The following is a 15,434-nucleotide window of genomic DNA, read 5'->3' on the forward strand; positions in this document are numbered from 1 at the left end:
TTACAGCGATGATTTATTATTATGATGACCTTCAAACAAGCTACTAAACGCTTACAACACTTCAAACAATCCAGCAGCACCTTGGCCTCCGCCAATACACATGCTAATGACCACGTACTTAACCCCGCGACGCCTTCCTTCTATTAATGCGTGCATCACCATACGCGTGCCACTCATGCCATAAGGGTGGCCAATTGAAATGGCCCCGCCATTGACGTTGAGCTTGTCTGCCGGGATCCCCAATTTGTCTGCACAATAAATGACTTGTACCGCAAAGGCTTCATTGATTTCCCACAAACCAATGTCGTCCATGGTTAAGCCATTGCGTTCAAGCAGCTTAGGAATGGCATAAATCGGCCCAATGCCCATTTCGTCAGGTTCACACCCAGCAACCACCATACCGCGATAAACACCTAATGGTTTAAGGCCGCGTTGCTGTGCTAACGCACGCTCCATAACAACAACGGCCGCTGCGCCATCTGACAATTGCGAGGCATTACCGCCAGTAATTGAACCATTGTCTTTTACCTCTTTTAAACCGGCTAAGCCTTCAATGGTGGTTGACGGACGATTACCTTCGTCTTGAGTTAACGTAACAGGTTCTTGGCTAATGTCACCTGTGTTTTTGTCTATAACCAATTTAGTGCAGCTTACCGGTACAATTTCATCATCAAATTTTCCGGCTGCTTGAGCCGCACCAGTGCGCTGTTGTGACGTGAGTGCATAGGCATCCTGACGTTCGCGCGAAATGTTATAACGATTGGCCACTATTTCGGCAGTATCAAGCATGGGCATGTAAATGGCTGGTCGGTAAGCTTTAACACTTGGGTCTACGGCGCGGTGCATGTTCATTTTATCGTTTTGCACCAAACTGATTGAGTCACATCCGCCTGCAACAACAACGTTAGCACCGTCTGCGACAATATGGTTTGCGGCAATGGCAATCGACATCAAGCCAGACGAGCATTGGCGATCAACCGTCATGCCAGCCACAGACACAGGTAACTGAGCAGCCATGGCCACCTGGCGACCAAAGTTCATCCCCTGATTACCTTGAGTCAGCGCGGCACCAAAAATACAATCATCAATCTCGTTAGGATCAATACCCGCCCGTTCTACGGCGGCTTTTACTGCTACAGCTGATAATGTAGGCGCTGATAAATCATTAAATGCCCCACGGTAAGCTTTGCCAATAGGCGTGCGGGCGGCTGATACGATGACGGCTTCTCTCATGACAAATCCCTTTCTTGTTATTATTTAATCATTGAATCACTATAAAATGGTTTGGTGACGTTCTAATTTGCAATGTCTAATGACATATCTATTTATATATTCGTGCTAAGACGACACAGTTTGCGATTTCATGAACGCCATGGCTTTCATGATAAATTTTTCACCTTGTTGCGCACCCGACACTAATGCTTTTTGATTGTCTTTCGCGGTTATCTGGTTCCAATTGTCGCGTACAGCTTCTGGGCTTTGTTTTGCGGTGGGAATAAAGCAGCCGTCGGTTTCAAAAATACTGGCACTTGAATAGCCGCCAGCGCCAGCGCATAGAATAAATCGGTTAGGTGCGGCTTCATCACACAAGGTCAGCATGCCGGCTGTGACGGCCTCTGGCGCAAAGGCTTTGACGATTTCTTCGGGCATTAAATCTTCGGTCATGCGGGTGCCCGCGGTGGGAGCTAATGCATTAATATGAATATTATTTTTTGCACCTTCAAGCACTAAGGTATTCATTAAGCCAAGCACTGCCATTTTGGCTGCGCCATAGTTAGATTGGCCAAAGTTGCCGTACATGCCGCTAGATGAGGTGGTCATGACAATTCGGCCATAATTTTGCTGCTTCATGATTTCCCACACTGCTTTGGTGCAGTTAACTGAGCCCATCACGTGTACATCCATCACTAGCTTAAAATCATCTAAAGTCATTTTCGAAAAAGACTTATCACGTAAAATGCCAGCGTTGTTAATTAAAATGTCGACACGGCCCCATTTGGCCATGGTTTGCTGCACCATGTCTTGCACTTCATCAAAATTGGCCACATTAGCGCCATGACTGATGGCCTCGCCGCCCATGGCTTGAATTAATTCAACCACCTCTTGTGAGGCTGCAGAAGAGGCGCCGCTACCATCGCGCGCACCACCAAGATCATTCACCACCACTTTAGCGCCACGTTTAGCTAAAGCTAATGCATGTGAGCGCCCTAGCCCGTTACCTGCGCCAGTTACAATAGCCACTTGTCCTGCAAAACTAATAGTCATCTTGGTTCCCTTAATTTGCTGTATCATTTTTATTGTTATAGGTAAGCGTTGAGTTTCATTTTGTGGTTAACGTTTTACTTAACCCTTGTTTGTTTACTTAACCATTTGCACCGAAATCCACTCAGCCACTAATGCTGGGGTATCTACGCCTTCTATCTCAATGGTCACTTCAGTTGATAGACGAAATTGCCCAGGCTTTTTTTCTTCTATCGACAAGGTTTTAGCATGCGCTCGAATGCGGCTATTAACGGTAACCGGCTGCAAAAATCGCACTTTGTCGAATCCGGCATTTAATCCCATATAAAAGCCGTCGATGATGACGCTAAACTCCTCAGCAAAATGCGACAGCATGGATAATGATAAAAAACCGTGGGCAATGGTTGACCCAAAAGGCGTGGCTTTAGCCTTTTCTTCATCAACATGAATAAATTGGTGATCTAAGGTGCAATCAGCAAATTGGTTAATCTGCTGTTGATTAATCTGATACCACTGAGTTGGCGTAGCTTGGTGGCCAATATATTGAGCTATGTCGTTACGATGGATCACTGTTGGCATTTCCGTTCCCCTTGGTACTGTAACAGTACGTTCCATGAATGAAATTTAAGCGATATCTCATGCTAATTGGGGTAAACGAATTAAACAAATGAATAGTTTTGATACTTAGTTATTATCAATATGAATAGTAAATGCTTTTTTACTGCACGCTTAAAAACAAAAAACATTACCCATTTGATGGATAATGTTTAATGACTAATCAACTTAAATTAATATAAATCAATTATATAGTTAAAACCATTCTGGCTGCATATCAAAGCTGGTACTGTCGGTGTGTATTAACAACTGCGACCACAAATTGATCTCTGGTAACTCAAAACGGTAAAAATATTGTGCAGCTTGTAATTTACCCTGATAAAAATACACATCGTCCTGGTGGGGCTGCTCCGCTAAGGCTTTAGTGGCTACAATACTTTGCTTTAACCATAACCAGGCAATAATGACATGGCCAAATAGCTCAAGGTATTTAACCGAGTTGGATAACGCCAAATCAATATTTTTGGTGGCCATGGCGCTTAATACCGCCTCAGTGGTGGTTGAAAGCGTGGTCAGAGCCTCACTAAGCTGCTCAGTCATCTGCTGCAAACCATTGTATTGCTTAGCTTCATCAAGGGTTTTGCGCATTTCATTTAGTGTCGCATGATAACCCTGCATTTTATTCATTGGCACTTTACGGGTGAGTAAATCTAACGATTGGATCCCGGTAGTTCCTTCATGTATGGGGTTTAAACGATTGTCACGGTAGAACATCTCTACAGGATGCTCGTTAATATAACCGTGTCCCCCCATCACTTGTATTGCCAGTGAGTTGGCTTTTGGCCCATATTCAGATGGCCAGGTTTTAATGATGGGCGTTAAAAAATCTAATAAGGTGTGTGCATATTGTCGCTGCTCTTCTGTGGCGGCGGTGTGTTCATCATCGCTTAATTGGGTGCCGTATAACACCAATGCCATTGCACCTTCAGCATAGGCTTTTTGTGCCAGCAGCATTCGCTTTACATCAGCATGCTCGATAATATTGACCATAGGTGATTGCGGATCTTTACACGAAGGTAAGCGTCCTTGAGGTCGATTTTTTGCATAATCAACTGAATATTGATAACCGGCCACAGCCAATACTGCACCACTGGTACCCACCATAATGCGGGCTTCATTCATCATGTGGAACATGTACTTAAGGCCACAATGTTCTTCACCAACCAAGTAACCCACTGAGCCATTTTTTTCACCAAAACTCAGTGCTGTAGAGGTTTGTGCCCGGCCGCCCATTTTATGAAACAACCCAGCTAGCGCCACTTCGTTATCTGCACCAATGGATCCGTCATCATTGAGTAAAAACTTTGGCACAACAAACAATGAAATCCCTTTTACTCCTTTGGGCGCACCTTGAATTCGCGCCAGCACTAAATGCACTATGTTGTCACTTAAATCATGATCGCCACCCGAAATATAAATTTTATTGCCGCTAATTCGATAAGTGCCGTCATCAGTTTTTACCGCTTTGGTGATTAAGTCACCTAAAGACGATCCACTGCCGGGTTCGGTCATGGCCATGGTGCCCATAAAGCGGCCCTCTCGCATTGGCTTAACCCAAGTGTTAATTAGCTCATCACTGCCATGGGCTTGTAATAAATTAGCGTTGGCAGTCGTCAGCATGTTGTAGCCCATGCCCACACCGCCCGCTACGGTTAAAAACGATGATGCAGCACTGGCAATAATGGGCGGCAACTGCATGCCGCCAAGCTCGTAATCGGCAGTGGCAGAGCCGATACCCGAATGATTCACAGCATCGATGGCGGTTTTTAACTCAGGAATAATATGCACTTTTTTGCCATCAAACGTGGGCTGATGGGTATCAAGTTTTTGGCGAATAGGAAGAAAATGTTTTTCAGCAATGACTTTTGCCGTGTTAATGACTTCATTAAAGGTTTGGCGATCATGATCTTGGTAACGTTCGCGGCTTGTTAACCCTTCACTGTCAAACAGCTCGTAAAGCATAAACTCGAGATCGCGTTCATTCATTAATGTTGCAGGCATAATATTCTCTTCTTATTTATACGTATTCCAAAGGTGACGGCTAATATCACCGCGGTTTAAAATGCAGACACGCCGCCATCAACGGCAATACATTGCCCTGTCATGTAGGTATTGCTTGGCGATAACATCATGAGCATGACCGCAACAATTTCTTTCGGCTCACCTAATCGATTCATTGGCGCACCACGGGCCATTTTCTTTTGCTTTTCTTCGTCAGCAAAGTTGGTCACCATAGGTGTTAAGGTAAAGAACGGACAAATGGCATTGATACGAATGTTGTCGCGGCCATATTCAACCGCACCGGTTTTGGTTAAGCCAATCACGGCGTGTTTAGCCATAGAGTACGCACTGCCTCTGGCTGCCCCGCCTAAACCAGCCATTGAACTGACATTTAAAATGGCGCCCTCACCCTGTTTAAGCATTTGGGCTATTTGATGGCGCATACCAAACTGAACCCCTTTAACGTTAATCGCAAATTGGTGATCCATTATCGACTCATCAATAATGTGCAGTGGCATAAACTCGTGAGCTATCCCGGCATTGTTAACCCCAATATCAACGCGGCCAAAATACTCAAGCGCGGTATCGACCATGGCTTTACAGGACTCATCTTTTGATACATCGCATTTCATTGCGACCACTTCAGCGCCCGTGGCAGCAATGTCATCTGCCACTTGATGCACACCAGCTTCATTAATGTCGCTTATCACTAATTTTGCGCCTCGCTTAGCCAGTTCCTGCGACAATAACTTACCAAAACCTTGTGCAGCACCTGTGATCACGGCAACCTTGCCAGTAAAATCTAATAATGGATCCATGCGAGTAACTCCTGTCATTGATGGTCTTGTTGTTTTTATGGTTATTCAGCGGTGTTGATGACTTGTAGTGCCATTTTTGCCAGTGGCGCAACAAACGAACCTACTTGATTGGCGTTTTCGTTAGAGGCATTTCCTTCGGTGGCGCGTTTAGCCACACCTTGAGCAATTGCGGCCAAACGGAAAAAACTAAACGCTAAATAAAACGCCCAGTTATCGATACGTTCAATGCCCATACGCTGACAATATTGGCCAACATATTCTTCTTCGCTCGGAATGCCCAAACTGGCTCTATCGACATCCTTTAAGCCATCAATCGTCCCCATGCCTGCAGGCATACGCAGTTGCATACATTGATAAGCTAAATCGGCAAACGGGTGGCCTAGGGTTGAAAGCTCCCAATCCAGCACCGCAATGATCTCAACGTTGGTTTTGGCAAACATCATGTTGTCTAACCGAAAATCACCATGCACAAGACACACACGGCCATCATCTGGCGGTAAGTTGTCTTCAAGCCATTGGATCAACACATCCATCGCAGGGATGGTTTGCAATTCAGTTAAGCGATATTGCGAGGTCCAGCGCCCCAATTGACGCTCATAATAGTTACCTGCCTTACCAAAATCGCTTAGGCCAATGGCTTCAACATCGACACTGTGCAGTGACGCGAGGGTTTTATTCATCGCATCGTACATAGCGGCTCGATGTTCATTGGTGTCAACCTCTGCTAACGATGCACTCCAGTACACCTTGCCATCGCAATATTCCATTAAATAAAACATCGAACCAATCACACTCGTGTCTTCGCACAGGTGATAAACCTTAGCAACCGGCACAGCAGTGTTTTTGAGTGCATCGAGTACCCGGTATTCGCGATCAACCGCATGGGCCGATTTTAATAACTTACCAGGTGGTTGGCGGCGTAATACATACACGCCAGACTGAGCAGTCACTTTATAAGTAGGATTAGATTGTCCACCCGAGAACTTTTCAAGGCTAATAGGCCCTTGAAAGCCATCAACATGTTGCTGCAAATAAGCACTGAGCTTTTCATTATCCATTGGAAACGTATGTGGCATTTGTCAATACTCTTATTATTTGATCAATGACAGTCATCAATAATAATGGCAGGCCAACTCACCCCAGCACCTGTTGGCCTGCCGGCAAAGTTATTGCGTCACTTTTTTCACTAAATCACGACCAAGTTGCATCATGTGCACCTGATCAGGGCCATCGGCTAACCGTAGGGTTCGCTGACCAGCCCAGGCATGTGCTAAAAAGGTATCTTGGCTAACACCCACGGCGCCATGACATTGAATGGCGCGATCGATAACATCAAGTGACATGCTAGGGGCGACAATTTTAATCATGGCGATTAAATCTTTTGCCGCTTTGTTGCCTTCTGTGTCCATTTTTTGCGCCGCTTTTAATGTCATTAACCGTGCCTGTTCAATCTGACAGGCAGATTTGGCAATGTCTTCTCGAACCGATTGCTGCTTAATCATCGGCTGACCAAAAACAATGCGTTCACTGACGCGTTTGCACATTAAATCTAAAGCACGCTGTGCAATGCCAATTGAGCGCATGCAGTGATGAATTCGTCCTGGGCCTAATCGGCCTTGGGCGATTTCAAACCCTTTACCTTCTCCCACAATAATGTTGTCAACTGGCACCCGCACGTCGGTAAAGGTCACTTCAGCGTGGCCTTCAGGCGAATCATCGTAGCCAAACACTTGCATTGGCCTCACCACCTTAACGCCCGGGGTATTCATTGGTACAAGCACTTGAGATTGTTGAATGTAGCGATTGGTATTGTCTGGATCGGTTTTGCCCATCACAATCATGATTTCGCATTGTTTACGACAGGCGCCGCTGATGTAAAACTTACGGCCATTGATAACATATTCGTCACCATCGCGAACAATACTCAACTCGATATTGGTTGCATCACTTGAGGCAACCTCAGGTTCGGTCATGGCAAATGCAGAGCGGATTTTGCCCTCAAGCAGTGGTTCTAACCATTGTTTTTTCTGGGCTTCACTGCCGTATTTAGCCAATACTTCCATATTGCCTGTGTCTGGCGCAGCGCAGTTAAACACTTCGGGCGCCCACATGACCTTACCCATAATTTCAGCTAATGGTGCATATTCTAAATTGGTTAATCCGCCACTGTATTGACCGTATGCCACAGGTAAAAACAAGTTCCACAAACCTTGTGCTTTTGCTTTGGCCTTAAGCTCTTCCATTAACGGCGGCGTTGACCAGGGTTCAAGGGCAACTTGCCTGTGCATTTCATCCTCAACCGGATAAACATGCAAATCCATAAACTCGTTGACCTGGTTAATTAACCCTTGAACTTTTTCGCTGTATTCAAAATTCATATGCTGTCCTTTAACTGGAACTTAGTGCGTAATTAAGTGGCGCTAATCAATCGCTGCAAATGGGTTAGCTCAGCGACATCAATGATTTTTTGTTAAACGGCTTAATCTCATTGATGGCATTGGTTTTAATTTTATTAACCCATTGCGGATCAACCAGTAACGCACGTCCAATGCCGACTAAATCAAACTCGTCGTTATTTAAGCGCACCAATAATTCATCAATGCCCGTAGGGTTTGAAGTGCCAGACAAATCAGCATTGCCTTCGCCAATAAAGTCAGCGTCAAGCCCAACGTTACCCACGGTGATAACAGGTTTGTTGGTCAGTTTTTTAGTCCAACCGGCAAGGTTTAGATCAGAGCCTTCAAATTCTGGCACCCAAAAACGGCGAGTACTGGCATGAAAGATGTCTACACCCGCATCGCTTAATAAGCCTAAAAAGGTGGCTAGCTCTTCAGGGGTTTGACACAATTTTGCAGTGTAATCTTGTTGTTTCCACTGAGAAAAACGGAAGATAACCGTAAAGTCTTCGCCCACTGCTGCGCGGATGGCTTGAACAATTTCAACGCCAAAGCGAGTGCGATTTTCTAGCGAACCACCGTATTTATCATCGCGTTGATTGGTGCCTTCCCAAAAGAATTGGTCAACGAGGTAACCGTGTGCGCCATGAACTTCAATCGCATCAAAACCAATGTTTTTTGCATCAAGCGCAGCTTGGGCAAATGACGCGACGACTTCGTCAATGTCAGCTTGTGTCATGGCTACACCATTTGGTGCACCAGGTTTGTATAATCCAGATGGGCTGTATGCAGGTGCTTCTTTGTCTGGGCCTACACCGGGCTTTCTCACCGCGCCAACATGCCAAAGCTGAGGCGCAATTTTGCCGCCTGCTGCGTGTACTTCGTCAACCACATGCTTCCATCCGGCTAACGCAGCCTCACCATAAATGGCGGGTACGTTTTCATAGCCGTTAGCCGCTTTATGGGAAATAAAGGTGCCTTCAGTAATAATTAATCCCACATCCCCTTCTGCACGGCGACGGTAATAACCTGCAACCTCATCATTTGGGACATAGTTAGGCGAAAACGCGCGGGTCATTGGTGCCATTACCGTTTTATTTTTAAGCGATAATGATTTATTTGAAAACGATTCAAATAGCTTATTAATGCCAGTGTGTTGAGTGCTATTCATCATTCATTCCTAAAGTGTGCTTATTAATATGGATATTGTTGGGCTGCATTAACCAATCAAATAGCCACCATCAACATTGATGGCAGTACCGGTTGTATAACTTGAAGCATTTGAGGCCAAATACAACACAGTGCCAGCCATTTCGTCAGGCTGCGCAACGCGCTTCATCGGCACGTGATGCATCAGTTGTTTTAAAATGGCAGGATTGTCTACCAATGCCGAGGCAAATTTTGTGTCAGTGCCGCCAGGCAGTAAGGCATTAACACGGATGTTAAATTGGGCACATTCTTTGGCAAATGCCTGAGTCATTGAGATCACAGCCGCTTTAGTGACTGAATAGATGCCCTGATAATCACCAGGAATAACCCCATTTACAGACGCCACGTTAATGATCGAGCCGCCGCCACTGGCTTTCATTAATTTTGCGCCTTGAGTCGACATAAAGAAGTAACCGCGAATGTTCACATCAACGGTTTTTTGAAAAGCAGCTAAATCAGTATCAATAATGTGACCAAAATAGGGATTGGCCGCCGCATTATTCACAAGAATATCTAACTTGCCATGTTGCTCCGTAATGGCTGCAAAAATAGCATCAATTTGATTGAGTTCACCAATATGACACGCTATGGCCTGGGCACTGCCGCCATCGGCAATAATTTGCTCTACAACCGCTTGGCATGCTTCAATTTTACGACTCGAAACAATAACGTGGGCACCATATTGCGCCAATACTTTAGCCACACTCTCACCAATGCCTCGGCTCGCACCTGTAACCAACGCCACCTTCCCTGTTAAATCAAATAAATTACCAGTATTCATTTTTTATCCTTGTTGTGTAGGTTACTGAGTTATGTAGGTTACTGACCTAAACGTTAATTAACTCAACCATAAAATGCAGATGCTTTTGTATAACACATGGGTTATCTAAAGGTTATCCATTCATCACCAGCCATTTCTAAATGACTGTAATTATTGAAATAGTCGACACTTAACCTGTTTTCAGAAAACAGCAACTTAGTGACACTGGTATTTCGTGTTTGTTGATTTACCGCCAACGTCTGCTGATCACTTAACTGCAATATATACTGAATAATGGTTGATATTGTGCCGCCAGAGGTAAATACCAAAATGTCTTTAGGCTGACTGGCGTGCGATTTAGCTGTGTCCATGCCACGCTTTTTAGCCAATTCCTGCTCAATAATATTGTGTAAAGCACGAATACAACGGCTTTTAAATTGTGGCCAACTCTCTTTGTATTCTAAATCGTGGTTACCGCTCATCCAGCGATTAAGCGCTTGGTAAAACTCTTTGTGAAGGACTTTATTTGGCTGTTCAAATTGCTGTAGTTTGGCGTTCATCTGTGCAAAGTGATGCCACTCACTGTTGTACTTTTGCAAAATGTCTACATGGTCAAATTCATTAAATCCAGAATGCAGAACCGTTGGAATGGTGTTAATCGCTAATCCTTTAGAAAAGTGCAACAGTGTCTGACCATGCCTTAATAAATCACCGCAATAAAACTTAACAGGCGTTGATCTTGCACGCCAATACTGACCTAACATTGCAGATTGCTGACACCCTTTTTCCGACAGTTGATCATAATCACTACTTCCAAAAGAAGCCTGCCCATGTCTAATCAAATAAATTGCAGCCATTAAATGTCTCTCGGTAATAAAAATGAAGTCAGAAACAACACAATGTTATGAAAACCCAATAACCTAACAGCCAGCACAAAAATGTACCCGATTGATTTTCTGTTTTGTTTAAACCTCTTACTTAAGCAGAAAATGCATAGGTAATTTAATCTACTTGACTATGCTAATCCCAAGCTCTAAATTGAACAAATGAATAGTTCTTATACCCTACTATTTGTATTTTAAATAGTTAAGCTAGGCTATCTGTAATAAACAACGCATAAGCGCATCATTGGGGTGAGTATGAAAATTGATTTAAATTTATTTGTGGTTTTTGATGCGATTTATTGTGAGGGTAATATTACCAAGGCAGCCTCGGTATTGAATTTATCTCAACCGGCTGTTAGCCACTCGCTCGGTAAACTCAGGGCACATTTTGATGACGCCTTATTCATAAGGCAGGGTAACGAGATGCGACCTACCCCTGTAGCCAAAAATGTGATTGACGATGTTCGTGAGGCATTGCACCAACTGCAAGTGTGTTTAGTGCAATCGAGACAATTTGAACCGCTCACGTCTCGCAAAAGCTTTTCGTTGTCATTGCATGGCTCGTTAGAGCCATACTACCTGCCCATTTTACAAGAAAGTTTATCGCTAGAGTCACCAGCGATTCACCTCAATAGCAATAAGCGAGTTAACCGTAACGAACTGGAAAATAAATTAGCCAGTGGTGATATCGATTTAGCCATTGATGCGTTATTACCTGTTAGTAACAACATTTGTCATACCCAACTGCAACGCGATAAATTAGTCGTAGTGGCTCGCAAAGGCCACCCCGCACTGTCTACAACCCTTGATTTAGACACCTACTTAAAACTTGATCATGTGTTGGTATCCTCTCGTTCGACAGGACCAGGCTTAGAGGATTTTGAGCTATCGCGAATGGGTTATCACCGCAAAATAGCACTGCGATGCCAACAGGCTTTATCTGCATGTAAAGTTATATTAAACAATGACATGCTTCTAACCTTACCTAAAACCGCCGCTCAGATGTACAGTGAAATGCTCGATATAGCCACACATCCCATGCCGGTCGATTTACCCGAAATTGGCATACATTTGTATTGGCACGTAAATGTCGATAAGGAACCCGCTAACAAATGGCTAAGAAATAAGATGATACTTGCAGCATCGAGCACTACAAAACCAGTTTAATACCCATTTGCGTAAGTATGTGAATATGTTCCAGCATGCAATACTGCTACTGTTTGTGCTATGCGCAAGAATGTTGTTAAGTGTTTGTATTATAAACAAAAACAGCTGGACACATTTTAGCGATTTATTCATTAATGCGTTTTGTATTATAGCGTTACATCTGTAGCCTATAATTGAGACTTGCCACCACAATATTTAACAACATCATAAGTTTTCGTCTATCCAGTCGACTATTTGTTTGTCTGAAACCAAGTTTAACAGAGTCTCTTTTTCGCTTTTATCAAGCTTACATAAAAGTCTCAATTTAACTAAATACATAATTAAACCCAGTTTGTCTTCGTTGAAAGCTTGAGCGCCAAAATTAGGATTATCTTGTAGCAAAATCAGTTTACAAAGATCGACAGAAAACCCCCACAAGGTCAAAATATACACAGTAAGAATACTTGCATCTCTGAGCACAAATAACTGTTCATCACATTCAGCTGTATTGATGTATTCATCTGACTCAGCAATCAGTGCTAATTGGCCAATACCTGTAAGTAAGGCAGCAATTGATACCATGTCGGTCATAGCAGAGTTAAACCCCATAGACTGGCTCAATTGTCTTGATTGACTAGAAAAATTAAATGCCCAGTCATTAATCAAATGGTGCAAATTAGCGGGTACTTTATCACGCAGGCAATCACTGACAGCCATTGATATTACAATGGTTTCTGTCATTTTTAATCCTAAACGCTTTATTGCTTCCGCCAATGACACCGTTGGGCGGCTGTATCCTAAAAAAGCTGAATTGGCGAGTTGAATAATTTTAGCGGCAATAAAAGATTCATGGATAATAACGTCTGCGGCTTGTTCTATATCGACGTCATCTGAGGCAAACAATTTCTGTACCTCTGTGACAATCTCAGGTAAGGCAAAATAGTAACCTATTCGTCCAAATTTATTACGAGTTTCTTGGTTAAAATTGAGAGTATTAAGACGCTCTACACATGAAAAGACATGAGTTAAATCGTCAATAGAAAAAGGTTTTTTCAATACAAAATGGGTAATGGCACTGACTTTAGTGACAACATCTTCGGCCGTATCACCTGTCAGTAAGACTCTCACCGCAGAAGGAATTATGTTTGCTATGTCTAACAGAACATCATCACCATTACTTTGTGGCATGAGGTAGTCACAAAAAACCACGTCAGGAATGACACCAATTGGTAATACCGATTGCCAATTATTACAATCTTCACAAAGATAAAAATCCCAATCAGGCTTACTTCTGCGTGCTGTACGTTGCAATGCTTTAAGCATAAATACATCATCATCTATAAACAGTGCAGTCAATTTTTTCATATTTTACCCATCACAGAAGCAATAGACACATCGGCATTAGAAATCAGCGCAGTAAAATGATCTTCAGCCTGGGGCCTAGCAATAATAAACCCTTGAATAACATCGCACTTGAGTTTTTCTAACAACTTGATTTGATCAATCTGCTCAACGCCCTCAACAACCACTTGCATACCGAGATCGTGAGCCATACGGGTGACACTACCGACCATACTTTGGGTGTTTACATTATGAACGATATCCGTAATAAGTGACCGATCGATTTTAAGTACGTCAATGGGGAGTTTAGATAAATAAGACAAAGATGAATACCCAGTACCAAAGTCGTCCATTGCAATACTGATCCCCGCATTTTTAAGGCGCGTTAATTTTTCAGCACTTTCTTCCAAGTTATCAACAAGCCATGATTCTGTTAACTCAAATTCAAGCTTGGTCATATCGATATCAAACCCAGAAAGTAAAGCTTCGACACGAGGAATAAAATCAACTTGCGATAATTGTTTACCAGAAACATTAATTGCGACCTTGTCCAGGTGAATGCCTTTTTGTGTCCAACTCGAAATCGCTTTACATGCACTCTCTATCACCCAGTAACCTAACTCAATAATTTGACCTTCTTGTTCAGCGATAGGAATAAACACCCCTGGCGAGACATTACCCAATTCAGGGTGGTTCCAGCGTAACAACACTTCGCAACTGCAAATTTTACCTTTGTTTAAATCAAATTTAGGTTGGTAATGCAAAAACAATTCATCATTTTCGACGGCATGAAATAACGCTTTACTGATCAATAACTGATTGCGTTTTTGCTCTATCATCGCAGCATCATAACGCATAAAAAAATGGGTATGCGAAGAACGATATAAACGATTAGACATTAATACGTTATTGAGTAACTGTTGAGCGTTATCGCCATCTTCATGGGCAATACAATAGGTAATAACAAATTCCACGTGCACTGATTTGTCTGAAAACCGGCTCGTATTAAACGGCTCAATAAAATCAGTAAGTTGTTTATGTAAATCAAGTTCAGATTTGTAATTATCCAAGAGTAAAACAAAGTGTTCGTCACTCAAAAATGATAAAGACGCATTAAACTGTTTAGATTGGCTTAACATTGTGGAAGTAATTTCATCGAATAAGGCTGTACTCTCTGGCAAGCCCATCATATCAGTCCAATAGCTATAGTTTTTTAAATGAATCGCAATCATTGCAAAATGGGTGTTTGATTTAATCAAACCATCTACAGACGACAACAATTCATTTTTGTCTAAAAATGCCGCCAACGGCTTGCGATTAGACACCGCATCGTCATTTTTATTAACAAAATGCAGCTCAAAAAATCGAGAATTATCTGTTGCCAGCTTAAAATGTAATTCAACATTTTTGCCTTGACGGTTTTGCATAGTGATTGTGTGTAAATCATCTTCAAACAATGCAGATACGCCGTTATCAGTACAATACGGAAACATATCAGACAATAAAATGTGGTTTTGGGTAAAATCAAATAATTGTTTAGCAACACCATTAACGCGTCCCAATTGGCCATTAGGGTGTAATTCAACCAGCGCTTCAGCAGTATTGGACATGAGCAAGTTGACTTGCTGTTGATGTGCACGACTGTGAAAAGTACTAAAGGCTTCTTTCACTTCAGTAAACAGCGTTTGTTCATCCCAAGGTTTTTGTAAAAATCGAAATGCTGTTCCAGAGTTAATTAAAGCAACCACAGAATTAAAATCAGTATAGCCGCTGAGGATCATGCACATTGTCTCTGGATATTGGGCTTTAATTGCTGCGAGCAATTCAGCGCCATTCATTGTGGGCATTCTAAAATCTGAAATAACCACCTGACACACTTGTTGCAGCATAATACTTAGGGCTTCTTCGCCACTATTTGCTTTAAAAACTTGATATCCCGCGCGCGTCAACACTCGACTCAATGCACGTAAAATAGCAACTTCATCATCTACAATTAGCAGCTTGTTAGTCATAGTATTCCTAT

The 15,434-nt window shown here is 42.9% G+C and carries 13 protein-coding genes; 1 reads left to right on the forward strand and 12 read right to left on the reverse strand.

Going from position 1 to position 15,434, the window contains the following annotated elements:
• Positions 1–51: 51 nt before the first annotated feature.
• The 10 genes from L2703_RS12795 to L2703_RS12840 form a co-directional block, all read right to left on the reverse strand.
• The gene (locus L2703_RS12795) at positions 52–1,233 is read right to left on the reverse strand and encodes an acetyl-CoA C-acyltransferase (RefSeq protein WP_248971480.1); all 1,182 of its coding nucleotides are present in this window, start codon (positions 1,231–1,233) and stop codon (positions 52–54) included.
• A gap of 105 nt (positions 1,234–1,338) precedes the next feature.
• Positions 1,339–2,265 (reverse strand): SDR family NAD(P)-dependent oxidoreductase, encoded by a 927-nt coding sequence (locus tag L2703_RS12800; protein WP_248971481.1) that lies wholly within the window; start codon positions 2,263–2,265, stop codon positions 1,339–1,341.
• A 93-nt stretch (positions 2,266–2,358) separates the two neighbouring features.
• Positions 2,359–2,820 carry a MaoC family dehydratase gene (locus L2703_RS12805; RefSeq protein WP_248971482.1) on the reverse strand — a complete coding sequence of 154 codons (462 nt, stop codon included), beginning with the start codon at positions 2,818–2,820 and terminating at the stop codon, positions 2,359–2,361.
• 231 nt (positions 2,821–3,051) lie between these two features.
• Positions 3,052–4,857 carry an acyl-CoA dehydrogenase gene (locus tag L2703_RS12810; protein WP_248971483.1) on the reverse strand — a complete coding sequence of 602 codons (1,806 nt, stop codon included), beginning with the start codon at positions 4,855–4,857 and terminating at the stop codon, positions 3,052–3,054.
• A gap of 56 nt (positions 4,858–4,913) precedes the next feature.
• Entirely contained in the window at positions 4,914–5,675 is a 762-nt protein-coding gene (locus tag L2703_RS12815) for an SDR family NAD(P)-dependent oxidoreductase (RefSeq protein ID WP_248971484.1), read from the reverse strand.
• 41 nt (positions 5,676–5,716) lie between these two features.
• Entirely contained in the window at positions 5,717–6,751 is a 1,035-nt protein-coding gene (locus L2703_RS12820; RefSeq protein WP_248971485.1) for a phosphotransferase family protein, read from the reverse strand.
• Between the two features lie 90 nt (positions 6,752–6,841).
• Positions 6,842–8,053 carry an acyl-CoA dehydrogenase family protein gene (locus L2703_RS12825; protein ID WP_248971486.1) on the reverse strand — a complete coding sequence of 404 codons (1,212 nt, stop codon included), beginning with the start codon at positions 8,051–8,053 and terminating at the stop codon, positions 6,842–6,844.
• Between the two features lie 64 nt (positions 8,054–8,117).
• A complete protein-coding gene (locus L2703_RS12830; protein WP_248971487.1) occupies positions 8,118–9,242 on the reverse strand; it encodes an NADH:flavin oxidoreductase in 1,125 nt (374 codons plus the stop codon).
• Positions 9,243–9,290: 48 nt separating this feature from the next.
• Entirely contained in the window at positions 9,291–10,061 is a 771-nt protein-coding gene (locus L2703_RS12835) for an SDR family oxidoreductase (protein WP_248971488.1), read from the reverse strand.
• 101 nt (positions 10,062–10,162) lie between these two features.
• Complete coding sequence (locus tag L2703_RS12840; protein WP_248971489.1) at positions 10,163–10,897, reverse strand: histidine phosphatase family protein; 735 nt, start codon at positions 10,895–10,897, stop codon at positions 10,163–10,165.
• Positions 10,898–11,179: 282 nt separating this feature from the next.
• On the opposite strand from L2703_RS12840, the gene L2703_RS12845 reads away from it, so the two are divergent.
• The gene (locus tag L2703_RS12845; protein ID WP_248971490.1) at positions 11,180–12,091 is read left to right on the forward strand and encodes a LysR family transcriptional regulator; all 912 of its coding nucleotides are present in this window, start codon (positions 11,180–11,182) and stop codon (positions 12,089–12,091) included.
• Positions 12,092–12,295: 204 nt separating this feature from the next.
• Here the strand turns inward: L2703_RS12845 and L2703_RS12850 are convergent, their stop codons facing one another.
• Positions 12,296–13,435: an HDOD domain-containing protein gene (locus L2703_RS12850; protein ID WP_248971491.1), complete on the reverse strand. Its 1,140-nt coding sequence runs from the start codon at positions 13,433–13,435 to the stop codon at positions 12,296–12,298.
• Entirely contained in the window at positions 13,432–15,423 is a 1,992-nt protein-coding gene (locus tag L2703_RS12855; RefSeq protein WP_248971492.1) for an EAL domain-containing response regulator, read from the reverse strand. Before L2703_RS12855 ends, L2703_RS12850 begins: the two co-directional genes overlap by 4 nt.
• Positions 15,424–15,434 lie beyond the last annotated feature (11 nt).

This window comes from Shewanella basaltis (genome assembly GCF_023283885.1).
Taxonomy (GTDB): Bacteria; Pseudomonadota; Gammaproteobacteria; order Enterobacterales; family Shewanellaceae; genus Shewanella; species Shewanella basaltis.

Excerpts from the sequence above, each read along its gene's own strand:
- L2703_RS12815 (WP_248971484.1), bottom strand. The coding sequence starts at position 5,675 with ATGGATCCATTATTAGATTTTACTGGCAAGGTTGCCGTGATCACAGGT.
- L2703_RS12835 (WP_248971488.1), bottom strand. The coding sequence starts at position 10,061 with ATGAATACTGGTAATTTATTTGATTTAACAGGGAAGGTGGCGTTGGTT.
- L2703_RS12820 (WP_248971485.1), bottom strand. The coding sequence starts at position 6,751 with ATGCCACATACGTTTCCAATGGATAATGAAAAGCTCAGTGCTTATTTG.
- L2703_RS12825 (WP_248971486.1), bottom strand. The coding sequence starts at position 8,053 with ATGAATTTTGAATACAGCGAAAAAGTTCAAGGGTTAATTAACCAGGTC.
- L2703_RS12840 (WP_248971489.1), bottom strand. The coding sequence starts at position 10,897 with ATGGCTGCAATTTATTTGATTAGACATGGGCAGGCTTCTTTTGGAAGT.
- L2703_RS12855 (WP_248971492.1), bottom strand. The coding sequence starts at position 15,423 with ATGACTAACAAGCTGCTAATTGTAGATGATGAAGTTGCTATTTTACGT.
- L2703_RS12810 (WP_248971483.1), bottom strand. The coding sequence starts at position 4,857 with ATGCCTGCAACATTAATGAATGAACGCGATCTCGAGTTTATGCTTTAC.
- L2703_RS12850 (WP_248971491.1), bottom strand. The coding sequence starts at position 13,435 with ATGAAAAAATTGACTGCACTGTTTATAGATGATGATGTATTTATGCTT.
- L2703_RS12795 (WP_248971480.1), bottom strand. The coding sequence starts at position 1,233 with ATGAGAGAAGCCGTCATCGTATCAGCCGCCCGCACGCCTATTGGCAAA.
- L2703_RS12845 (WP_248971490.1), top strand. The coding sequence starts at position 11,180 with ATGAAAATTGATTTAAATTTATTTGTGGTTTTTGATGCGATTTATTGT.
- L2703_RS12830 (WP_248971487.1), bottom strand. The coding sequence starts at position 9,242 with ATGAATAGCACTCAACACACTGGCATTAATAAGCTATTTGAATCGTTT.
- L2703_RS12800 (WP_248971481.1), bottom strand. The coding sequence starts at position 2,265 with ATGACTATTAGTTTTGCAGGACAAGTGGCTATTGTAACTGGCGCAGGT.
- L2703_RS12805 (WP_248971482.1), bottom strand. The coding sequence starts at position 2,820 with ATGCCAACAGTGATCCATCGTAACGACATAGCTCAATATATTGGCCAC.